This window comes from Streptomyces sp. NPDC006235 (genome assembly GCF_040613735.1).
In the GTDB taxonomy this organism is placed as follows: Bacteria; Actinomycetota; Actinomycetes; order Streptomycetales; family Streptomycetaceae; genus Streptomyces.
Map to the genome: position 1 here is coordinate 12,998 of NZ_JBEXSR010000009.1, position 21,527 is coordinate 34,524.

The 21,527-nt window shown below is 71.5% G+C and carries 23 protein-coding genes; 14 read left to right on the forward strand and 9 right to left on the reverse strand.

Translation table 11 applies throughout. The features are described 5' to 3' along the window. The first annotated feature begins 59 nt into the window (after positions 1 to 59). Together ABZ192_RS13580 and ABZ192_RS13585 are read left to right on the forward strand one after the other, a co-directional pair. The gene (locus ABZ192_RS13580) at positions 60 to 1,331 is read left to right on the forward strand and encodes an SAV2148 family HEPN domain-containing protein (RefSeq protein WP_356924836.1); all 1,272 of its coding nucleotides are present in this window, start codon (positions 60 to 62) and stop codon (positions 1,329 to 1,331) included. A gap of 117 nt (positions 1,332 to 1,448) precedes the next feature. After that, positions 1,449 to 2,165 carry a 3'-5' exonuclease gene (locus tag ABZ192_RS13585; protein WP_356924657.1) on the forward strand — a complete coding sequence of 239 codons (717 nt, stop codon included), beginning with the start codon at positions 1,449 to 1,451 and terminating at the stop codon, positions 2,163 to 2,165. Between the two features lie 40 nt (positions 2,166 to 2,205). Here the strand turns inward: ABZ192_RS13585 and ABZ192_RS13590 are convergent, their stop codons facing one another. Then, positions 2,206 to 2,742, reverse strand: coding sequence for a YbaK/EbsC family protein (locus tag ABZ192_RS13590; protein WP_356924658.1), 537 nt, complete (start codon positions 2,740 to 2,742; stop codon positions 2,206 to 2,208). After that, complete coding sequence (locus ABZ192_RS13595; RefSeq protein ID WP_356924659.1) at positions 2,673 to 3,671, reverse strand: DMT family transporter; 999 nt, start codon at positions 3,669 to 3,671, stop codon at positions 2,673 to 2,675. The genes ABZ192_RS13590 and ABZ192_RS13595 overlap by 70 nt, the downstream gene beginning before the upstream one ends. 91 nt (positions 3,672 to 3,762) lie before the next feature. Here ABZ192_RS13595 and ABZ192_RS13600 point away from each other — a divergent pair, with 91 nt between their 5' ends. Continuing rightward, positions 3,763 to 4,668, forward strand: a complete 906-nt coding sequence (locus ABZ192_RS13600) for a LysR family transcriptional regulator (protein ID WP_356924660.1) — start codon at positions 3,763 to 3,765, stop codon at positions 4,666 to 4,668. Between the two features lie 2 nt (positions 4,669 to 4,670). On the opposite strand, the gene ABZ192_RS13605 is transcribed toward ABZ192_RS13600, so the two are convergent. After that, entirely contained in the window at positions 4,671 to 5,534 is an 864-nt protein-coding gene (locus ABZ192_RS13605) for an aminoglycoside phosphotransferase family protein (RefSeq protein WP_356924661.1), read from the reverse strand. A 168-nt stretch (positions 5,535 to 5,702) separates the two neighbouring features. Here ABZ192_RS13605 and ABZ192_RS13610 point away from each other — a divergent pair, with 168 nt between their 5' ends. From ABZ192_RS13610 to ABZ192_RS13625, 4 genes are all read left to right on the forward strand, one after another. Next, complete coding sequence (locus ABZ192_RS13610) at positions 5,703 to 6,647, forward strand: sugar ABC transporter permease (RefSeq protein ID WP_356924662.1); 945 nt, start codon at positions 5,703 to 5,705, stop codon at positions 6,645 to 6,647. Then, positions 6,644 to 7,477 carry a carbohydrate ABC transporter permease gene (locus ABZ192_RS13615; RefSeq protein WP_356924663.1) on the forward strand — a complete coding sequence of 278 codons (834 nt, stop codon included), beginning with the start codon at positions 6,644 to 6,646 and terminating at the stop codon, positions 7,475 to 7,477. Before ABZ192_RS13610 ends, ABZ192_RS13615 begins: the two co-directional genes overlap by 4 nt. Further along, positions 7,477 to 8,751 (forward strand): sugar ABC transporter substrate-binding protein, encoded by a 1,275-nt coding sequence (locus tag ABZ192_RS13620; protein WP_356924664.1) that lies wholly within the window; start codon positions 7,477 to 7,479, stop codon positions 8,749 to 8,751. Before ABZ192_RS13615 ends, ABZ192_RS13620 begins: the two co-directional genes overlap by 1 nt. Positions 8,752 to 8,816: 65 nt before the next feature. After that, a complete protein-coding gene (locus ABZ192_RS13625) occupies positions 8,817 to 10,019 on the forward strand; it encodes a glycosyltransferase (RefSeq protein ID WP_356924665.1) in 1,203 nt (400 codons plus the stop codon). Between the two features lie 54 nt (positions 10,020 to 10,073). On the opposite strand, the gene ABZ192_RS13630 is transcribed toward ABZ192_RS13625, so the two are convergent. Next, positions 10,074 to 12,323 carry an MMPL family transporter gene (locus ABZ192_RS13630; protein WP_356924666.1) on the reverse strand — a complete coding sequence of 750 codons (2,250 nt, stop codon included), beginning with the start codon at positions 12,321 to 12,323 and terminating at the stop codon, positions 10,074 to 10,076. A gap of 353 nt (positions 12,324 to 12,676) precedes the next feature. Here ABZ192_RS13630 and ABZ192_RS13635 point away from each other — a divergent pair, with 353 nt between their 5' ends. From ABZ192_RS13635 to ABZ192_RS13665, 7 genes are all read left to right on the forward strand, one after another. Then, a complete protein-coding gene (locus ABZ192_RS13635) occupies positions 12,677 to 13,222 on the forward strand; it encodes a DUF1697 domain-containing protein (protein WP_356924667.1) in 546 nt (181 codons plus the stop codon). 194 nt (positions 13,223 to 13,416) lie between these two features. Next, positions 13,417 to 13,713, forward strand: coding sequence for a gas vesicle protein (locus tag ABZ192_RS13640; protein WP_356924668.1), 297 nt, complete (start codon positions 13,417 to 13,419; stop codon positions 13,711 to 13,713). A gap of 122 nt (positions 13,714 to 13,835) precedes the next feature. After that, on the forward strand, positions 13,836 to 14,222 hold the full coding sequence (gvpJ, locus tag ABZ192_RS13645; protein WP_356924837.1) for a gas vesicle protein GvpJ: 387 nt from the start codon (positions 13,836 to 13,838) through the stop codon (positions 14,220 to 14,222). After that, positions 14,219 to 14,938: a GvpL/GvpF family gas vesicle protein gene (locus ABZ192_RS13650; RefSeq protein WP_356924669.1), complete on the forward strand. Its 720-nt coding sequence runs from the start codon at positions 14,219 to 14,221 to the stop codon at positions 14,936 to 14,938. The genes gvpJ and ABZ192_RS13650 overlap by 4 nt, the downstream gene beginning before the upstream one ends. A gap of 1 nt (position 14,939) precedes the next feature. After that, complete coding sequence (locus tag ABZ192_RS13655) at positions 14,940 to 15,191, forward strand: gas vesicle protein GvpG (protein ID WP_356924670.1); 252 nt, start codon at positions 14,940 to 14,942, stop codon at positions 15,189 to 15,191. Then, entirely contained in the window at positions 15,188 to 15,550 is a 363-nt protein-coding gene (locus ABZ192_RS13660) for a gas vesicle protein (RefSeq protein WP_356924671.1), read from the forward strand. Before ABZ192_RS13655 ends, ABZ192_RS13660 begins: the two co-directional genes overlap by 4 nt. Beyond that, the gene (locus ABZ192_RS13665; protein ID WP_356924672.1) at positions 15,547 to 16,380 is read left to right on the forward strand and encodes a GvpL/GvpF family gas vesicle protein; all 834 of its coding nucleotides are present in this window, start codon (positions 15,547 to 15,549) and stop codon (positions 16,378 to 16,380) included. Before ABZ192_RS13660 ends, ABZ192_RS13665 begins: the two co-directional genes overlap by 4 nt. 37 nt (positions 16,381 to 16,417) lie before the next feature. On the opposite strand, the gene ABZ192_RS13670 is transcribed toward ABZ192_RS13665, so the two are convergent. The 5 genes from ABZ192_RS13670 to ABZ192_RS13690 form a co-directional block, all read right to left on the reverse strand. Then, positions 16,418 to 17,158 carry a sirohydrochlorin chelatase gene (locus ABZ192_RS13670; protein ID WP_356924838.1) on the reverse strand — a complete coding sequence of 247 codons (741 nt, stop codon included), beginning with the start codon at positions 17,156 to 17,158 and terminating at the stop codon, positions 16,418 to 16,420. A 2-nt stretch (positions 17,159 to 17,160) separates the two neighbouring features. Beyond that, positions 17,161 to 18,057: an ABC transporter permease gene (locus tag ABZ192_RS13675; protein ID WP_356924673.1), complete on the reverse strand. Its 897-nt coding sequence runs from the start codon at positions 18,055 to 18,057 to the stop codon at positions 17,161 to 17,163. Further along, positions 18,044 to 18,832: an ABC transporter ATP-binding protein gene (locus ABZ192_RS13680; RefSeq protein ID WP_356924674.1), complete on the reverse strand. Its 789-nt coding sequence runs from the start codon at positions 18,830 to 18,832 to the stop codon at positions 18,044 to 18,046. Before ABZ192_RS13680 ends, ABZ192_RS13675 begins: the two co-directional genes overlap by 14 nt. 35 nt (positions 18,833 to 18,867) lie before the next feature. Beyond that, positions 18,868 to 19,971, reverse strand: coding sequence for an ABC transporter substrate-binding protein (locus ABZ192_RS13685; protein ID WP_356924675.1), 1,104 nt, complete (start codon positions 19,969 to 19,971; stop codon positions 18,868 to 18,870). 221 nt (positions 19,972 to 20,192) lie between these two features. Continuing rightward, a complete protein-coding gene (locus ABZ192_RS13690) occupies positions 20,193 to 21,527 on the reverse strand; it encodes a GTP-binding protein (protein ID WP_356924676.1) in 1,335 nt (444 codons plus the stop codon).

The following is a 21,527-nucleotide window of genomic DNA, read 5'->3' on the forward strand; positions in this document are numbered from 1 at the left end:
CATCCGGCTGCACCGCCGACCGCTCCCGGAGTACCCTTCCTTGATCGTTGACAGAGGGAGTGCTCGGGGGAGCGGAAGGCGGTGCGCGGGTGGGCTCGGGAGGGCTGGAGCTGCCCCCTGGTGACGAGGGTCACGAGGGGAACTCCGCAGACGTCCCGGCCTCTGCCGTGTCCCTGGCACGGCCGATGGACGCGACGGGCTCGATCGGCCCGGAGCTGGACTGGGACGCCGACGCCTGGCGCGAGGTGCGCACGCGCGCCCAGCGGGCCGGCCGGGCCTACATCTGGCTGAACCTCGTCGAGCAGCGGCTGCGCGCGGTCGTCGCCGCCGTCCTGCGTCCCGTGTACGAGCCCGTCCACGGCGAGGACTGGGTGGTGGCCGCCGCCGGACCCGCCGGGCAGGAGTGGGTGCAGCGCGCGGTAGCCGTACGCGAGGTCAGCCGCCGCAAGGGCTATCTGCTCGACCCGGCCGACGACAACGTCCTGTCCTTCCTCACCCTGCCGCAGCTGCGCGAGCTGATGGTGCAGCACTGGCCCTGCTTCGAGCCCTACTTCGACGACCGCCGGGACGTCGAGCTCGCCCTGGACGAGCTGGAGGTCACCCGGAACGTCGTCTCCCGCAACCGGGCCCTGTCCGAGGCCGTCCTGAACCAGGCGGAGCGCGCCTCCGCCCGGCTGCTGGAGATGCTCGGCGCCGGCGGTGACGTGCCCTCCGCCCGCCGGCTGCCCATCGACGCGGTCGAGGACCTGGTCGGCGACCGGTACGCCGACGTGGTCGCCGTCCACCCGGACCGGGTGCGGCTGATGCGCCAGTTCCCGGCCGAGGACATCTTCGGCGGCGCCCGCCGCCTCGACGCCATCGGCATCGGCCTCAACCTGCTCGTGCAGAACTTCTCCGGCCGCCGTCTGGTCCGGCTGGCCGAGTCCGGCTGCCGGGTGCGACTGCTGTTCCTGAACCCGGCCTCCAGCGCGGTCAAGCGGCGCGAGCGCGAACTGGGCATCAAGCGCGGCGAGCTCAGCCGGGCCGTCGAGATGAACATCCTGCACATGCGCCGGGTGCGGGCGCGGCTGCGCGACCCGGGAGCCTTCGAGATCCAGGTCTTCGACGAGACGCCCCGCTTCACGGCGTACCTGGTCGACGGCGACGGGGCGGACGGCATCGCGGTCGTGCAGAACTACCTGCGCCGGACCCGTGGGATGGAAGCGCCGGTGTTCGTGCTGCGCAACAGCGGCAAGGTGGTCAAGTCGGGCGAGATCGACGAAAGCGGCCTCTTCCCCACCTATCGCGAGGAGTTCGAGGTGATGTGGGCGGATTCGCGGCCGGTGTCGTGAACCGTCCCTCCTGGTCGCGTGGTTCGGCGCCCGAGCGGAACGCGGTCCTCTGATTGTCAGTGGTGCATGGGAAGGTGGAGACCACTGGGGGAACGCACCATAGAAGGGGGGCCGCCCATGGGCTGGCACCGGGAGCTGCTGATCGGCTTCGACCTGGAGACGACGGGCACGGATCCGCGCGAGGCGCGCATCGTCACGGCAGCCGTGATCGAGGTCAGGGCCGGGGAGCCGATGGGGCGCCGGGAGTGGCTGGCCGACCCGGGGGTGCCGATCCCCGAGGACGCGGTGGCGGTGCACGGCATCAGCAACGAGCGCGCGGCGGCCGAGGGCCGACCGGCCGACCAGGTGGCGGACGCCCTCGCCGACGTCCTCACCTCCTACTGGAAGGCGGGCGTGCCGGTCGTCGCCTACAACGCCGCCTTCGACCTGACCCTGCTCGCCGCCGAGCTGCGCCGCCACGGACTGCCGTCCCTGCGCGACCGCCTGGGCGGCGTGGACCCCGCCCCGGTCATCGACCCGTACACCATCGACCGCTGGGTCGACCGCTACCGCCGGGGCAAGCGCAACCTCGAAGCGGTCTGCGCCGAGTACGGCGTCGTCCTCGACTCCGCCCATGACGCCCTGGCCGACGCCCTGGCAGCGGCCCGTCTGGCCGGTGCGATAGCCGCCCGCCACCCCAAGATCGCGTCCCTCGGCCCGGCGGACCTCCACCGCCGCCAGATCGAGTGGTACGCGGAGTGGGCGGCGGACTTCCAGAACTTCCTGCGCGGCAAGGGCGATGCGACGGCCCTGGTGGACGGGGCATGGCCGTTGCGGGCGCTGGCGGACGCATGAGCCCCGCCCACCCGTTGGGAAACCCCGCAGCTCCCCTCCGTCACACCGGCGCGGGCGCCGCGATGCGTTCGATCCGGGGCTTGGCCAGACGCTCGTAGTCGGAGCCCGAGATGAGGAGCGAGCGGTCGAGCCGGGCCGCGTTGAAGTACAGCTTCGGCAGGGCCATGACGTCCGGATCGGCGACCAGTTCCAGGTCGGGATCGAAGCTGAACGGCAGGACCGTGCCGGGAGCGGCGCGGGCCAGCCGCTCGGCGGTCTGGGGGTCGCTGAAGCCCACGTAGCGGGCCGTGAACAGCGCCCTGACGGCGTCCAGGTCCACCCGCCGGTCCCCGGGGACGACCGCGAGGACGTGGCGTGTGGTGCGGCCGTCCACCTTGACCCGCAGCACGATGCACTTCGCGGCCTCGCCGGCCGGATGCCCGCGCAACGCGCAGACGGCTTCGGTGGCGCCTTCGGGAGCGTGGTCGATGAGCCGGTAATCGACGCCGGCCGAGTCCAGCAGGGAGATCAGGTGGCCGTAGGTGTCCTGCCGGCCGGTGTCGTGCGGGCCGGTGTCGCCCTGGGTGCCGTCGGGCATGCGGAGTCCTTGTCGAGGGAGTGGGACGAGGGAGGCAGGGGGTCGGGTGCGTTTCGGTGCGCCCGTTCCACCGCCTGCCCCCAGTACGTACCGGCCACCATCAGGGCCGCCCCGAGGCCGGTGAGGGGCGTGAGGTGTTCGCCGCCGAGGGCGATGCCCACCGCGACGGCCCAGACCGGCTCGGTGCCCAGCAGCAGGCTGGCCCGGCTGGCGGAGGTGCGCTGCACGGCCCAGGTCTGGGCCAGGAAGGCGAACACACTGCAGAACAGGGCGAGATAGACCAACTGGACCCACGTGGCCGGGTCCGCGCGGACCAGCGTCGGCAGGTCGTGGGCGGCGACCGGCAGGAACAGGGCCGTGCCGACGAGGGTCTGCACCGTCGTCAGATGCAGGGGCCGAACGGCCCGCCCGGTCGTGAAGCGGCCGACCAGCGCGACATGCACGGCCCGGATCAGCGCGGCGCCGAGCATCAGCAGATCGCCGAGGCGTGGCGCGTGGAAGCCGTTGCCGGACATCAGCAGCCCGACGGCCACGATGCACACGCCGGTCGCGGCGAAGAAGGAGACAGGCAGCGCGCCGCGGTGGCCGCCGCGGTCGAGGAACGGGGTGAGGACGATGGTCAGACTGATGATGAGCCCGGCGTTGGCGGCGCTGGTGTGCGCGACGCCGTACGTCTCCACGATCAGGACCGCGGCCTGGGTGAGCCCCAGGGGCACCCCGGCCCGCAGTTCGTCCCGCGTCCACCGGCGCGGCCCGCGCCCTCGGGCGGCGACGACGCCGAGGCAGGCGAGCGCGGAGAGGGCGTAGCGGGCGAACAGCACCAGCAGGACGGGGAGCGCGGCAGTGGCCGTCTGGGCGGACAGGTAACTGGAACCCCAGACGAGCGCGACCAGGAGGAGTACCGCATCGGTACGGCGGACGTCGGACACCCGCCTACGGTGCACCGGAGCCATCATGAAGCCCAGTACCAGTCTCTAAAACGATCATTTAGCAGCCCTACATCGTCCCTACACTGAGGCGATGGACGAACGTCAGCTGCGGATCCTGCGGGAACTCGGCGAACTGGGCAGCGTCACGGCGGTCGCCGAGGCGCTGCTGGTGACGCCGTCGGCGATCTCCCAGCAACTGCGGCTGCTGCAGCGCGCGATCCCCGTGCCGCTCACCGAGCGCCAGGGGCGACGGCTGGTGCTCACCGACGCCGGGCAGGCGCTGGCGGGCGCGGCCGTGGAGGTGGAGACGGCCCTGGCACGCGCACGGCACACCGTCGAGGAGTTCGTCGGACGGCCCGACGGCGAAGTGTCGGTGGCGGCGTTCCACAGCGCGGGCGCCGCGTTCTTCCCGCCGCTGCTGCGCGCGCTGGCCGGTCCGGGCAAGCCGGTGCCGAGGCTGGCCGACGAGGACGTACCGCAGGAGGACTTCCCCCGGCTCACCCGGGAGTACGACGTCGTCCTGGCCCACCGTCTGGACCACGCCCCGCCCTGGCCGGACACGGTGGCCACGACGACGCTGCTGCGCGAGCCGCTGGACGTGGCCATGCCCGCCGACCACCCCCTGGCCGCCCAGCGCCGCGTCACCCCGCGCGACGTGGCCGACGAGCCGTGGATCACCGTGCACGAAGGGTTCCCGGTCCTGGCGACCATCGAGGCCATCGCCGCCGCGGCGGGCCGCAGGCTCCATCTCGCCCATCGCATCAACGAGTTCTCGGTGGTCGCCGAGGCCGTGGCCGCCGGGGGTGGTATCGCCCTGATGCCGCGCTGGACCATGCGTCCGCATCCGGCGCTCGTGCTCCGCCCGCTCAGCGGGGTGCGGGCGCGACGCCACATCGACGCCCTGTGCCGCCCCGAGCGCACGGCCCGAACCGCGGTCCGCACGGTCCTCACGGAGCTGCGCCGGGCCGCCCGAAGTATCCAGGGCGGAGAACCGTAGGCTCAGAACGGATACCACCGCACCGTCTCGTCCCCCTCCCGCAGCGAAGCCACCCGCCGCCGGAACTCCGCCAGCGCCTTCGGATTGCTCGGCGCATGCTGAGCCACCCACGCGCAACTGGCCGTCTCCCGGGCCCCACGCAACACCGAGCACCCCTCCCACTCACGCACATCCCAGCCGTACGCCTCGGTGAAGGACTCGTACGCCGCGTCGGGCAGCCCGTACCGGTCGTGGGAGAGGGCCATCACGACCAGGTCGTGCTCGCGCAGATCGGCCGAGACCGTCTCCAGGTCGACCAGCACCGGCCCGTCCGGCCCGACGTGCACATTGCGCGGCAGCGCGTCCCCGTGGATCGGCCCCGGCGGCAGATGCGGCGTCAGCGCCGCCGCCTGCGCCGCGAACCCGTCCCGCCGCTCCCGCAGATAGGCCGCGTCCGCCGGATCGATCGCGTCCCCGGCGAGCCGCAGCCAGCGCTCGACACCGCCCAGGAGATCGCGGGGCGGCAGAGCGAAGGCGGGCGCGGGCAGGGCGTGCACGAGCCGTAGCAGTTCGGCTAAATCCCGTGGCTCGGCGGGCCGTACGGCATCCGGCAGCCGGTGCCACACCGTCACCGGGTGACCGTCGACCAGCAGCGGCTCGGGCTCGGCCGCCCGTACCGCCGGGACACCCGCCTCGGCGAGCCACAGCGCGATGTCCAGTTCGCGTCGCGCCCGGTCGAGGAGTTCGGCGTCGCGGCCCACCTTGACGACCAGCTCACCGGCGGCGAACACCGCGTTCTCGCCCAGCGCGAGCAGCCGTGCCTCGCGGGCCGCACCGGGCAGCACCCCCGCCTTTGCCAGTACGTCCCGGGCCCGTGCCTCGTCCATCGTCCGCCTCCGTCGTCCACGTCTGTGCCGTCGGGTTCCGGCCATCCGCCGGTCAGTGTCGCATCGGTACAGGTCGGGCGGCGTGCGCGGTGCCTTGACGAGGCAGAACGCCGTCACGACCATGACCTGGCCGGCCGAGCCGTCGAAGGGGCTGATCCCGTGACATGGGTGACCGAGTCTTCGCCTCCTTCCCCACCGAGGAGACGGGCCGGCCGCAGACCCGGCGCGGACCGGCCTCGGCGGGCCGTCGACCACGGCGCCTGGTTCCTCGTGCTGCCCGCCCTGCTCCCCATCCTGGTCCTCAGCGTCGGGCCGCTGCTGTACGGGATCCTGCTGGCCTTCACCGACGCCCAGTCGGGCCGCACCGAGCCGACCCAGTGGATCGGCACCCTCAACTTCCGGGACCTGCTGCACGACACGCTGTTCTGGGAGTCGTTCCGGATCGGGCTGGTGTGGGCGGTCGGGGTGACCGTGCCGCAGTTCCTGCTCGCGCTGGGCCTCGCCCTGCTGCTCAACCAGGATCTGCGGCTGCGCTGGCTGGCCCGCGCCCTGGCGATCATCCCCTGGGCCATGCCCGAGGTCGTCGTCGGCATCATGTGGCGGCTCGTCTACAACCCGGACGCGGGCATCCTCAACGAGACCCTGCGCGACCTGGGCCTCGGCGGCGGCCGCGACTGGCTGAGCGGGCTGGCCACCGCGCTGCCCGCCGTCATCCTCGTCGGCGTCTGGGCGGGCATGCCGCAGACGACGGTCGCGCTGCTCGCCGGACTCCAGAACACCCCGCGCGAACTGCACGAGGCGGCGGCGGTCGACGGCGCGAGCGCCTGGCGCCGCTTCCGCACGGTCACCTGGCCCGCCCTCAGACCCATCGCCCTGGCCATCACCGCGCTCAACCTGATCTGGAACTTCAACTCCTTCGCCCTGGTCTACGTCCTCACCAGCGGCGGTCCGGGCGGCCGGACCCGCCTGCCCATGCTCTTCGCCTACGAAGAGGCCTTCCGTTACGGGCAGTTCGGCTACGCGGCGGCGATGGGCTGCGTGATGGTGGCCGTGATCTCGATCGCTCTGGCCGTCTTCCTCGCCGGCCGCCTCAGAGGGGGTGACGCCACGTGAGGACCAGCACCCCGGCCCGCGTCGGCCAGTACACCGCGCTGCTCGCCTACCTCGTCTTTCTCGCCTTCCCGTTCCTCTGGCTGGTCTCCACCGCGTTCAAGCCGCCGCGCGAGCTGGGCAGCCTGCATCCGACGTGGATCCCCGAGGACCCCACCCTCGCCAACTTCCGGCAGGCCTTCGACGAACAGCCGCTGCTGCACGCCGCCCTCAACTCCCTGCTCGCCGCGCTCGCGGCGGCGGTCGTCGCCGTGCTGATCGCGACCCCGATGGCCTACGTCGTGGCCCGGCGTCGCACCCGGCTCGCGAAAGCGGTGACGGGCTGGGTGGTGGTCAGCCAGGCGTTCCCGTTCGTGCTGCTGATCATCCCGCTGTTCCTCGTGCTGAAGAACCTCCGCCTGATCAACTCCGTGCCGGGGCTGGTGCTGGTGTACGTGGTGTGGGCGCTGCCGTTCGCGCTGTGGATGCTCGCCGGGTACGTACGGGCCGTACCGCCCGAGCTGGAGGAGGCCGCCGCGGTCGACGGGGCCGGCCGGGTGCGGACACTGGTGTCGGTGACCGCGCCGTTGCTCGCGCCGGGCATCGTGGCGACCGCGCTGTTCGCGTTCATCACCGCGTGGAACGAGTTCTTCTTCGCGCTCGTGCTGCTCAAGACACCGGAGAAACAGACCCTGCCGGTGGTGCTCACCCACTTCATCGGCGCCGAGGGCGTAGCCGACCTCGGCCCGCTCGCGGCGGCGGCGTTCCTCGCGACGCTTCCCTCACTCGTCGTCTTCGCGATCACCCAGCGGCGCATCACGAGCGGCATGCTCACCGGGGCGGTGAAGAGCTGATGCGCGCACGCCTGCTGGCCCTGGTCCTCCTGCTGCTCCTGGCGGGCTGCTCCGCGGGCGGTACCCGCGACGACGGCCGGATCACCCTGCGCTTCCAGTCCCTGGCCTGGCAGGAGGAGTCGGTCGAGGCCAACAAGGAATTGGTGAAGGAGTGGAACGCCACCCACCCGGACGTCCGGGTCGAGTACGTCCAGGGCAGCTGGGACAGCGTCCACGACCAGCTCCTGACCGCCTTCGAGGGTGGCGAGGCGCCCGACATCATCCACGACGCCTCCGACGACCTCGCGGACTTCGCCTACGGCGGCTATCTCGCCGATCTCACCGGCCTGCTGCCCGCCCGGCTGAAGTCGGACATATCGCAGCGCACTTGGGAGACCACCACCTTCGGGGACGGCGTCTACGGTGTGCCGTTCCTCCAGGAACCGCGCGTGCTGATCGCCAACGCCACATGGCTCAAGCGCTCCGGAGTGCGGATCCCGACCCCCGAGAAGCCGTGGAGCTGGGCCGAGTTCCGCCGGATCACCGAACAGCTCAGCGGCCGGGGGAAGTACGGCGTCGCCTGGCCCCTGAAGGAACCGGTCTCCGCCACGCTCAACCTTTCCCTGTCGACGGGCGGCCGGCTCTTCCACCGCGGGGCCGACGGCAAGGTGACGGTCCGGTTCGAGGCGGCCGATCAGGTGGTGCCGCGCACCATCCACGCCCAGACCGGCACCGACCGCAGTGCCTCGCCCACGACCCTGGGCAGCGGCGGCTCGGACACCCTGCCCGGCTTCTTCGGCGGCAGATACGCGATGGTCCCGCTGGGCTTCTCCTACCGCCAGCAGATGGTGCAGCAGGCCCCGAAGGGCTTCACCTGGCAGGTGCTGCCCGCCCCGGCCGGCGCCGGGGGACTCACCCAGGGCGTCAGCCCGCAGACGTTGTCCGTCGCCGAGGACTCGCCGCACAAGAAGGAGGCCGCCGCCTTCATCGATTTCCTGCTGAGGCCGAAGAACATGGTCCGCCTCGCCCTCGGCGACTGGATGCTGCCGACCGGCACCCGGGCGCTGAACGACCCGGCCCTGCGCACCTCCGAGCACGGCTGGGCGACGGGCACCGCGCTCGCCGCCCACCTGCGCCCGGCGCCCGCACAGACCGTACGGGGCTACCCCGAGTGGAAGGACAAGGTGGCGACCCCGGCCCTCCAGGAGTACTACAGCGGCGCCATCGGCATCCATGAGCTGCGCGAACGCCTGGAGGAGGACGGCAACCTGGTGCTGGCCCGCTACCAGCGCTGAGCCCGCCGACGCGGCCCCGGCGAAACAGATTGCACGAGACGTCTCGTCTCGCGTACGGTCGGCGCATGACCAGTCGCGCTCATATCGCCATGTTCTCCATCGCCGCCCACGGCCACGTGAACCCGAGTCTGGAGGTGATCCGCGAGCTCGTGGCGCGCGGCCACCGCGTGACGTACGCGATCCCGCCGGCCTTCGCGGAGAAGGTCGCCGACACCGGTGCCGAGGTGAAGCCGTGGCACTCGACGCTGCCCTCGCCCGACGACGACCCGGAGGCCTGGGGGAGCACGCTGCTGGACAACGTGGAGCCGTTCCTCGACGACGCGATCCAGGCCCTCCCGCAGCTGATCGAGGCGTACGAGGGCGACGAGCCGGACCTCGTCCTGCACGACATCGCCTCCTACCCGGCCCGCGTCCTGGCCCACCGCTGGGGCGTGCCCGCGATCTCCCTGTCACCGGCCATGGTCGCCTGGGAGGGGTACGAGGAGGAGGTCGCCGAGCCCATGTGGGAGGAGCCGAAGAAGACCGAGCGCGGCCGTGCCTACTACGCCCGCTTCCACGCATGGCTGCGGGAGAACGGGATCACTCAGCACCCCGACGCGTTCGGCGGCCGTCCCGACCGCTCGATCGTCCTGATCCCCAAGGCGCTTCAGCCGAACGCGGACCGCGTCGACGAGACCGTGTACTCCTTCGTCGGAGCCTGCCAGGGCGACCGCGCCGCGGAGGGTGGCTGGCAGCGTCCGGCCGGTGCCGAGAAGGTCGTGCTCGTGTCGCTCGGCTCCGCCTTCACCAAGCAGCCCGCCTTCTACCGGGAGTGCGTCAAGGCGTTCGGCGACCTGCCCGGCTGGCACCTGGTGCTCTCGGTCGGCAAGCACATCGACCCGGCCGACCTCGGGGAGGTCCCCGCGAACGTCGAGGTGCGCTCCTGGGTGCCGCAGCTGGCGATCCTGAAGCAGGCCGACCTGTTCGTCACGCACGCCGGCGCGGGCGGCAGCCAGGAGGGCCTGGCCACGGCCACGCCGATGATCGCCGTACCGCAGGCCGCGGACCAGTTCGGTAACGCGCAGGTGCTCGAGGGCCTCGGTGTCGCGCGGTACCTCCCGACTCAGGAGGCGACCGGGGAGGCGCTGCGCGAGGCGGCCCTCGCCCTCGTCGACGACCCGGAGGCCGCCCGCCGTCTGAAGGAGATCCAGGCGGAGACGGCCCGGGAGGGCGGCACGCGGCGCGCGGCCGACCTCATCGAGGCCGAACTGCCCGTCGGCAGGGCATGAGCGAGAGCCCGTTGGTTCCCCCCGGAACCAACGGGCCCTTCGGCGGTCGCGGTGTCAGACCGTCAGCCGCTCACCCTCGTCGTCCTTGACCACCGGCGCTGTGACGGCCTCGGGTGTCTCGTCGTGCGTGAGGTCGGGCAGCCGGTGCAGCCACTTGGGCAGGTACCAGTTGCGCTCCCCGAGCAGTGCCATCACCGCCGGCAGCAGCACGCCCCGGATGATCGTCGCGTCGATGAGCACGGCGGCCGCGAGGCCGACGCCCATCTGCTTCATGGACTGCATGGACAGCGTCCCGAAGATCGCGAACACGGCGACCATGATGACCGCGGCGCTGGTGACGACACCCGCCGTGGTGACCACGCCGTGCTGGATCGCGTCCTTCGTCGTACGGCCCCTCAGACGCGCCTCGCGGATCCGCGACACCACGAACACGTGGTAGTCCATCGACAGGCCGAACAAGATCACGAAGAGGAACAGCGGCAGCCAGGTGATGATCGCGCCGACGCCCTCCGCTCCCACCAGCGAGGCGCCCCAGCCGTGCTGGAAGACCGCGACGAGGATGCCATAGGCCGCGCCCACCGACAGCAGGTTCAGCAGGATCGACGTGAGCGCGACGGTCAGCGAGCGGAACGACAGCAGCATCAGCGCGAAGGCGAAGACCACGACGAAGGCGAAGACGGGGACGACGGCTCCCGCCAGCTGGTCGTTGAAGTCCTTCGAACCCGCGACCTGCCCGGTGATCGGGGCCTCGACGCCGTCGACCTCGCCGAGCGTGGCGGGCCGCACGTCGTCGCGCAACTTGTCCAGGCTCGCGCCCGCCTTGTCGAGGTCGGAGCCGCCGACCAGCGGGACGGACACGACGGCGAGGTTCCGCGCGTCGTGCAGCTCGATCTCCACCGGACCGCGCGAGGCACCCGAACTGACGGCCCTTTCACGGAAGTCGGCGAGCGCCGACCGCACCTCGGGCGCGTTGATGTCGTTCGCCTTCACGATCACCTGGGCAGGATCCGAGCCGCCCGGGAAGGCCTCGTTGAGCCGGTTGTACGTCTGCACGATCGGCAGCGAGTCACCGAACTCCTGGTCGAGCGTGAGGTTCTGGGTCTTCATGCCGACCGCGGGAGCCGCGATGGCCAGCAGCGCACCGGTCGCCACCGCGACGGACACGACCGGCTTGGCGAGCACACGCCGCAGGACGGCCGTCCAGAACCGGCTCTCACCGTCGCCGCCCTGCCCGCGCCGGCGCAGGAACGGGATACGGCCCTTCTCCACGCGCTCGCCCAGCAGCGACAGCAGCGCGGGCAGCACGGTCACGGACCCCACCATGGCCACGGCCACCACGATCAGCGAGGCCAGACCCATCGCCTCGAACTCGGCGAGCCCGGTGAACAGCATGCCCGCCATGGCCACGCACACCGTGACACCGGAGACCACGATCGCGCGGCCACTCGTCGCGGCGGCGATCCGCAGCGCCGTCTGAGCGTCCCGGCCCGCGGCGCGCTCCTCCCGCTCACGGCGCAGATAGAACAGGCAGTAGTCGACACCGACGGCCAGACCGACGAGCAGCATCACGGAGTTGGCGGCGTCCGTCATCGGCACCGCGTGGCTGACCACCCCCATCAAGCCCATCGTCGCCATGATCGCGGTGAGCGCCAGCGCCACCGGCAGCAGCGCCGCCACGAGCGCGCCGAAGGCGATGAGCAGAATGCCGAACGCCACCGGCACCGCGGAGTACTCGGCCTTCTTGAAGTCGTCCCCGAACGCGTCGGCGAACGTCTTCATCATGCTGGCGCCGCCGATCTCCTCGATCCGCAGCGGCCCGTGGTCCTTCTGGACGCCCTCCACGGCCTCCAGCACCGGCTCGACCCGCTCACCGGCGGTGTCCGGCTCGCCGCGCATGTCGAACTGCACGAGCGCGCTGCGCCCGTCCTTCGAGATCGTCTTCGTGTCGTACGGCGAGGTCACGTGAGTGACGCGGCCGGTCCCCTCGACGGCCCGGACCACGTCCGTGACGGCGTCCCGGAACTCGGCGTCGGTGGCCTTCAGCCCGGAACCCCTGGCCTGTATCAGCACGGTCTCGCGGGCCGGTTCGTCGATGCCGGCGTCCTCGATGATCTTCGCGGCGGTGTGCGTCTCGCCCTTCAGCTGGTCGCTGTCCTTGACGTCGACCCGGCCCGCCGCCGAACCGAGCCCCGTCGCCAGGACGACGAACAACACCCAGATCCCGACGGCAGCCCATCGGTGCCGTGCGCTCCAGCCGCCGGCCCGGGCGGCCAGGCCCCGCACCCGTGCTTCTCCGTTCCCCATGACGGGCTTGCCCCCTCGTGATGCGAGAGCGGCCCCCTGCCGCCCCCTTGCATCTCGAAGGTATGGGCCGGATAAAGGCGGCACGTCGTGCTGCCCGGTGACGTGACGGGGCCGGAACTCATCCCCCCGGCGCTCACCCTCTCCCCACTGGGGAGGACCGGAAAGGGCCGTGGCCCCTTACACCTATCGGTCTCCTCGACTGTGTGGATCCTGAGCAGAAGGTTGTGCCCCGCCATGACCGGTGAGTAATTTACGGGGCTCGGGCATCCGCCCACCGGCCGTCGTGCCCACCCCCACGGGGCACGACGGCCGCCTGACGGCTGATTCCCGGCAGCACCTCCTAAGGTGTGCGGATGACGACGTATGCGGCACTGTTGCGCGGAATCAACGTGGGCGGCAGCAGAAAGGTCCCGATGGCGGACCTGCGCGCACTCCTGGCCGGCCTCGGCCACGAGGACGTGACGACGTACCTCCAGAGCGGCCAGGCCGTGTTCGCCTCGGGCCACGGTGACGAGGAGTCTCTGGCCGCCGAGATCACGAACGCCATCCAGAAGCACTTCGGGTTCGCCGTCGACGTGATCGTGCGCGACCACGCCTACTTGAAGGCGATCGTCGACGCCTGCCCGTTCCCGGCCGCCGACCTGGAGCCCAAGCAGCTCCACGTCACCTACTTCTCCGCCCCCGTCACCCCCGAGCGCTTCGCGGAGATCGACGAATCCGCCTACCTCCCCGAGCAGTTCCGCCTCGGCGACCGCGCCCTGTACCTGTACGCCCCGAACGGCCTGGGCCGCTCCAAGCTGGCCGAACACCTCGCGAAGCCGCGCATCAACAAGGGGATCGTCGCCACGACCCGCAACTGGAACACCGTCGTCAAGCTGGCGGAGCTGACCGGTGCCTGAACACGCCCCGGCCGTCGCTGCCGCCGTCGAGGACGAACGGGCACTGCTCGACCCGGACGTGTGCCGCTCGCCCGAGCGGGTCGGGGGCTGCTGCACCCCGACTTCCACGAGTCCGGTCGCCGGGGCAGGGCGTGCACGACGCACGTTTGGCCGAATCACCCCCGCGTGAACCGGGGCCTTGGCACGGTAGGACCATGACGAGCACCGATGATCAGGCGACCCCATCCGGCCGGACGACGGCCGTCCAGGCCATGCGCGGCGCGGCTGCCCAGCTTGCCGAACTGCTCGGCACGACCCCCGACTCCGTCACCGCCGTCCGCCCCACCCCCGACGGCTGGACCGCCGACGTGGAGGTCGTGGAGCTGGAGCGGGTCCCCGACACCATGACCATCATGGCGACCTACCGGGTCACCCTCGACCCGGAGGGCCTGCTCCTGGGCTACGAACGGGTCCGCCGGTACGCCCGCGGCCAGCTCGACCGAGGCCGCTAGACCCTCTCGCTTCCCGCCGCTGAGACCCGTTTCGGTGTTTGCGTGAACACGCCCGCCGCCACCCCCGTACCTACGGGCGGCACGAGAACGAGTCTCGCGAGAGGAATCGCACCGTGACCGTCATGACACAGACCGGCGGGATGCAACCCGCCGCCACTTCCGGCGGGTCGGGGACCGGCGGCCTCTTCGACATCCTCGAACTGATCCTGGACCGCGGGCTCGTGATCGACGTGTTCGTCCGTGTCTCCCTGGTCGGCATCGAGATCCTCAAGATCGACGTACGGATCGTCATCGCGAGCGTCGACACCTACCTCCGGTTCGCCGAGGCCTGCAACCGCCTCGACCTCGAGTCCGGCCGCAAGGCACCCGACAAGCTCACCGACATCGTCGGCAACCTCGTCGAGAGCGGCGCCCGGGGCAAGACCGGCGGCGCGATCGGCGGCGCCATCGACGCGATCGGCGACATCTTCGACCGGGATGACAAGGACCGCCGGGAGGAAGACCGGTGAGCGGCGTCTACGTCTACGCCGTCACCCGCTCCGACCACCCCCTGCGGCTCGACGGCCTGCGCACGGTCGGCGGGACCGACGACTCCCCGCGCGTGGTCGTGCACGGCCCGCTCGCCGCCGTGGTCAGCGCCGCACCCCCCGATCTGCGGCCCAAACGGCGCGACCTCGCCGCCCATCAGGAACTCCAGGAACGGCTCATGGCCGACGGCTCGGTCCTGCCCATGCGGTTCGGCCTGCTCGCCCCCGACGACACCGCCGTCCGGACGGCCCTGGAGGAGCAGGGCCAGGACTACGCCCGCAGGCTCGGCGAACTGCAGGGCACCGCCGAGTTCAACCTCAAGGCCGCCCGCGACCAGGACGACCTGCTGCGCGAGGTGCTCGACGAGTCGGAGGAGGCCCGCCGGCTCAACCAGCGCACCCGCGACGGCACGGGAAGCCACGCGGACCGCCTCGCCCTCGGCGAACTGGTCGCCCGGCAGGTCGACGCACGGCAGCGGCGGCAGGCCGAGGAGATCGTCGGACGGCTGTCCTCACTCGCCAGGTCCAGCGTCGTGGCGGACCCGTCCACGGACGACTTCCTCAACGTGTCGTTCCTCGTCGAGCACGCCCGCGCGGAGGAGTTCACCACGGCCGGCCGACGCCTGGCCCAGGACTACGGCGCCGCCTACGAGTTCCGGCTGCGCGGGCCGCTGCCCCCGTACAGCTTCGCCGCCTGACATGGGCCTGCTCACCGGCATCCTCACCCTCCCGCTCGCACCCGTGCGCACCACCCTCTGGGCCGCCGAGCAGCTCCAGGCGGCCGCACAGGCGCAGTACTACGACCCGGCCCCCGTCCGGCAGGCCCTCGTCGACCTGGAACGGGCCCTGCTGGAGGGACGCGTCGACGAGGACGAGTACGACCGCCGCGAGGACGAACTGCTGGACCGACTCGACGAGATCGACCTCCGGAGACGAGCCCTGCGACCATGACCCATCCGGCAACAGGCGGACTCACCGGGCCGCCCCGCCTTCCCTCCCCCTACGGCCAAGGGCCCGGCGCCCAGAGCGCCAACCTCGCCGACATCCTCGAACGCGTCCTCGACAAGGGCGTGGTCATCGCCGGCGACATCCGGATCAACCTGCTCGACATCGAACTGCTCACCATCAAGCTGCGCCTGCTCGTCGCTTCCGTCGACAAGGCGAAGGAGATGGGCATCGACTGGTGGGAACACGATCCCTCCCTCTCCTCCCGCGCCGCTCGCCCCGAGCGGTCCCTGGCCGACGAGAACGAACGGCTGCGCGCCGAGATCGCCGCCCTCAAGGCGGCCGACAGGAGGCCGGAGCGATGACCGACCCGACCGACCAGGGCGTCGTCTACGTCTACGCAGTCCTGCGCGGCACCCCCGAGGCCGCCGCGGCGGTGGCGCACGTGCGCGGAGTCGCCGGGGACCGGATCCACCTGGTGACGCCCGCAGCCGACCCCACCTCCCGGCTCGCCTTCGCCGTCGGCCACGTCCCGGCCGCCGACTACGCCGAGGCACCCCTCCAGGCCCACCTCCACGACCTGGACTGGATGGAGGCCACGGTCCGCTCCCACCATGCCGTCGTCGCCGCGCTCGTCGCGAGCGGCACCGCCGTCCTGCCCCTGCGCCTGGCCACCGTCTACCCCGACGAGGACCGTGCCCGGCAGGCCCTCGACATCCGCCGCACCTACTTCCTGTCCCTCCTGCACCGCCTGACGGGCCATGTCGAACTCGGCGTCAGGATCTACGCCACACCCGACATCACACCCCCCGAACCGGACACCGGCGACGAACGGGAAACGCACACCGGCCGCGGCGTCGGTCGCACCTATCTGTCGATCCGCCGCCGCAGACAACGCAGAAACGAGGAAGCCTGGCGTACGGTCGCGCAGGCCGCCGCACACCTCACGCAGACCGCCGGCGCCCTCGCCGTCGACCGCGTCGCACACACCCCGCAGCGCGGAAGCCTCGCGGGCGCGGCCCCCGGCACCAACGTCGGCAACGACGCCTACCTCGTCCCCGCCGACCGCGTCGACGCCTTCCGCGCCGCCGTACTGGCGGCCGCCGAGGGCATCCCCGGCCTCCGCGTCGAGGTCACCGGCCCGTGGGCGCCGTACTCCTTCGCACTCCAGCCGGAACCCGAACCCGCCGCGTGACGGCCCGTCGGTGGCCTGCTGTGATGGCCGGTTCCTCTCAGGCGCTCACAGCCGTCAACGCCGTTACCCCAGCCGCCTCGTACCGCTCCAGCACCACCCGCGCCACCTCCGGCGCCGGCCCCAGCACGTCCGCCAGGACGTCCGCCTGGGCCGCGCCCCGCGCGATGCGGTCCGGGAGGAAACCGGGGGCGAGGACGTAGGGGGCGACCGCCACTCGGGTGCAGCCGAGGGACCGGAGTTCCCGGACGGCGTCCTCGGTGCGGGGGAGAGATGCGGAGGCGAACGCAGGCCGCACGGCGCACCAACCGGTGTGCCGCCACTCCCGCGCGATGTCTGCGATCACTGCGATCGCCTCCGGGTCGGTGGACCCCGCCGAGGCCAGCACGACCCCGGTCGAGGACTTGTCGGCGGGGGACAGGCCCGCCTCGTACAGGCGCCGCTCCAGGGCGGACAGCAACAGGGGCGACGGGCCCAGGACGTCCGCCTGGCGGATCCGCAGCTGCGGGGGAGCGTCCGCGAGGACCGCCGGGATGTCCGCCTTCGCGTGGAACGCCCGGGTCAGCAGGAGGGGGAGGGCCACGACGTCACGGACGCCCTGGACCGCCAGGGACTCCAGCACCCCCTGCACCGAGGGCACGTTGAAGTCCAGGAAGCCCGTCTCCACGCGGACGTCGGGACGCAGGGAGCGGACCCGGCGCACCAGGGCGTGCACCGTCGCGGCGTGCCGCGGGTCGCGGCTGCCGTGGGCGATGACGAGGAGAACGGGCTTGTGGAACACGGTCACTTCACCAGCAGGCCGCGGCTGCGCAGCACCCACCGCTCCAGCGGGCTGAAGATCAGCAGGTCGATCGCGATGCCGACGATGAGGATGAGCAGGATGGCTTCGAAGACCATGGCCATGTCGCTGGCGTTGCGGCCGTTCTCCAGGAGCTGTCCGAGGCCGACGCCGAGGTCGGGGAAGGAGGCGATGATCTCGGCGGCCATCAGGGAGCGCCAGGAGAAGGCCCAGCCCTGCTTCAGACCCGCCACGTAGCCGGGCAGCGCCGCCGGGAGCACGATGTGCCAGGTGCCCTTCAGACCGGTCGCGCCGAGCGTGCGGCCCGCGCGCAGGAACAGCGGGGGCACCTGGTCGACGCCCGAGACGAGACCGTTGGCGATGGAGGGGACCGCGCCGAGCAGGATGACGGCGTACATCATGGAGTTGTTCAGGCCCAGCCAGATGACGGCCGGCGGGACCCAGGCGACCGAGGGCAGGGACTGCAGACCGGACAGGATCGGGCCGATGGCCGCGCGGATGAACTTCACGCGGGCCACCAGCAGACCCAGCGGGGTGCCGATGACCAGGGCGAAGCAGAAGCCGAGCAGGCCGCGCGAGACGCTGGTCCAGATGTAGCCGAGCAGTTCGCCCTGGAGCCACGCCTGGTGGACGACGTCCCACACCGCCGAGGGGGCGGGCAGCTTGGTCGGGTCGTCGACGACCTTGAAGGAGACCAGGGCCTGCCAGACCGCCAGGACGAGGGCGACGGCGAGGACGGGCGGCAGGATCTTCTCGGTGAGGGTCTGCCGGAAGGGTGTGCGGCTGGTCTGCCGCGTCTCCAGCGCGTCGAGGCCCGCCTCCAGCCCGGCGAGGTCGTTGCCGTCCTTGTCGACGGTCGTCGTCGAGTCAGTGCTGGCCATGACGGCGGATCTCCCCACGCAGTTCTTCGGTGATCTCGACGGACAGCTCCGCCACGGCGGTGTCCTCGATGCGGCGCGGCTGCGGGATGTCCACCGTCCACTCGCGGGCGATCCGTCCCGGACGGGAGGACAGCAGCACCACACGCTGCGCGAGGCGGACCGCCTCGCGCACGTTGTGCGTGACGAACAGGACGGACACCTGTGTCTCGCGCCAGATACGGGTCAGCTCGTCGTGCAGCACGTCCCGCGTGATCGCGTCCAGTGCCGCGAACGGCTCGTCCATCAGCAGGAGCCTGCTCTCCTGGGCCAGCGCGCGGGCCAGCGCGACCCGCTGGCGCATACCGCCCGACAGCTCGTGCACCCGCTTGCCGTACGCGCCCTTGAGCCGGACGAGTTCGAGCAGCCGCTCCGCACGCTCGCGGCGCTCCGCCTTCGGCACACCGCTGAGCTTCAGGGCCAGTTCGATGTTCTTGCCCGCGGTCAGCCACGGGAACAGGGCGTGTTCCTGGAACATCAGGGCGGGACGGCCGTCGGTGGTGATGTCGCCGGCGGTGGGCCGGTCCAGGCCCGCCACCAGGTTGAGCAGGGTGGACTTGCCGCAGCCCGAGGCACCCAGGAGGGTGACGAACTCGCCGGGCGCGACATCGAGGCTGATGTCGTCCAGGACGAGCTGCTGCCCGGCGGGGCCCGCGAACGACTTCGAGACGTGCTCGATCCGGGCGGCGTGGGTGGCCGCCTCCGTGCCGTCGGCGGCCTTGGCGAGGGTCGTGGCCATGGTCGTCACCTCCTGGGACTCTTCGGGATCCGGGCTTACTTCGCGCCGAGACCGGCGTCGTCGACGGTGGGCTCGCCCTCGGCCTTGAGGACCTTGTTCAGCGGCGCGAGGTCGTAGATGCCCTTCAGGTCGGGCTTCTGCAGCAGCCCCGCCTTCACGGCGTGCTCGGCCTCGGTGTTGAGGGTGGACGCCAGCGGATCGTCGGTGAACTGGATCGACTTCCACGCCGGGTCCAGTACATCGGCGGGCAGCGCCTTGCCGGAGTCGGCCTCCAGTTGCTTGTTCGCCGCCGCCTTCGCCGCGTCCGGGTTGGCGTTGATCCACTTGTTGGTCTCGACCGAGCCCTTCAGCACGGCCTCGACGACCTTCGGGTGCTCCTTGAGGAACTCCTGGCGGACGATGATGTTCGTGATCACGAACTTCTTGTCCGGCCACAGCGACGCCTCGTCGAGGAGGACCTTGCCGCCCTCGGCGACCAGCTTCGACGCGGTCGGCTCCGGCACCCACGCACCGTCCACCGAACCGGACTTGTAGGCGTCCGGGGTGACCTTGTTGTCACTGCGCACGACCGTGACGTCGCCCTTGCCGCTCTGCGGGTCGATCTTCCAGCCCTGGTCGGCGGCCCAGTTGAGGAACGCCACGTCCTGGGTGTTGCCGAGCTGCGGGGTCGCGATCCGCTTGCCCTTGATGTCCTTCAGGGACTTGATCTTGTCCGGGTTGACCACGAGCTTCACACCGCCGGACGCCGAACCGCCGATGATCCGCAGGTTCTTGCCCTGGGACTTGACGTAGCCGTTGATGGCCGGGGAGGGGCCGATCCAGCCGATGTCGATGGAGCCGGAGTTGAGGGCCTCGATCTCGGAGGGCCCGGCGTTGAAGAGCGCGGGCTCGGCCTTGGTGGCGCCGAGCGCCTTCTGGAAGAAGCCCTTCTGCATGCCCACCAGCGCGGTGCCGTGGGTGAGGTTGCCGAAGTAGCCGATCTTGACGGTGTCGAGACCGTCGATCTTCTTCGCCCCGGCGGCGACCTTGGCGGTGCCGTCGTCCTTCGCCTGGGAGCCGTAGCCGCAGGCGGCCAGGGTGAGCAGGGGCAGCGCGGCGAGCACCGCGAAGGATCGGCGCAGAGCGGATGGTGCAGGCACGGGAGGGTTTCCTCTCGGAGGCCCGGCGGTCACGTCTGTCAGGTCGTGGCCGGGAGGTCGGCGGGTTTTCGTCTACGGCGGTGGGGGGTGAGGGCGCGCGAGCGGTGCGCGTACGTCAGCGCACACATCGCGCGACTCCGCCCTGCCCGCTGCCGAGAGCACCGCTGCCGACGCGGCCGCCCTCCTTCGCGAACATCGAGTAGAAGTCGGGGGAGTTCATGTCAGAAGTCCCACCCGTCGTCCTCGGACTCGTCCTTGACCGGGTCGGGGGCGGCGAAGGACTCGCCGACCATGCCCGCGGTCAGCGTCGTGCCGTCGTTCGGGTCGATCAGGATGAACGAGCCGGTGCGCCGCGAGTCGGCGTAGGAGTCGACCGGCAGCGGCTCGGCGGTGCGGATCTTCACCCGGCCGATGTCGTTGGCGACGAGCTGTCCCGGGTGCGGGTGCAGGGACAGGTCGGCGAGCGTGAGGCGGGAGGGGATGTCCTTGACGATCGCCTTGACCGTGCGGGTGCCGTGCTTGAGCAGTACCCGGTGGCCGAGGGTCAGGGGGGCGTCGGCGACGTGGCAGACGGTGGCCTCGATGTCCTGCGTGGTCGGGGGAGCGTCCTTGGAGGGCACGATCAGGTCGCCGCGCGAGATGTCGATGTCGTCCTCCAGGAGGAGGGTCACCGACTGGGTGGTCCAGGCGACGTCGACCGGCTCGCCGAGCAGGTCGATGCCGGAGATCTTCGTGGAGCGGCCCGACGGCAGCACGGTGACCTGCTCGCCGACGTGGAAGGAACCGGCCGCGATCTGCCCGGCGTAGCCGCGGTAGTCGGGGTGGTCCGCGCTCTGCGGCCGGATCACGTACTGCACCGGCAGCCGGGCGTGGCAGTGGCTCAGGTCGTGCGCGACCGGGACCGTCTCCAGGTGCTCCAGCACGGTCGGGCCGCCGTACCAGTCCATGTTCGCGGAAGGCTCCACCACGTTGTCGCCGACGAGGGCGGAGATCGGGATCGCGGTGACCTCCGGCACGCCCAGCTCGGTCGCGTACGCCGTGAACTCCTCGGCGATCGCGGCGAACACCGTCTCGTCGTAGCCGACCAGGTCCATCTTGTTCACGGCCAGCACCGCGTGCGGCACCCGCAGCAGCGCGGCGATCGCGGCGTGCCGGCGGGTCTGCTCGACCACGCCGTTGCGGGCGTCGACCAGGATGACCGTCAGCTCGGCGGTGGAGGCGCCGGTGACCATGTTGCGGGTGTACTGCACATGGCCGGGGGTGTCGGCGAGGATGAACCGGCGCCGGGGCGTGGCGAAGTAGCGGTAGGCCACGTCGATGGTGATGCCCTGCTCCCGCTCGGCCCGCAGACCGTCGGTCAGCAGCGCCAGGTCCGGTGCCTCCTGGCCCCGGCTGGCGGAAGCGCGCTCGACGGCCTCCAACTGGTCCGTGAGGACGGACTTGGAGTCGTGCAGGAGCCGCCCGACGAGGGTGGACTTGCCGTCGTCGACGGAACCGGCGGTGGCGAACCGCAGCAGCGTGGTGGCCGAGAGCTCCTCGGTCGTGATCGTGCTCAT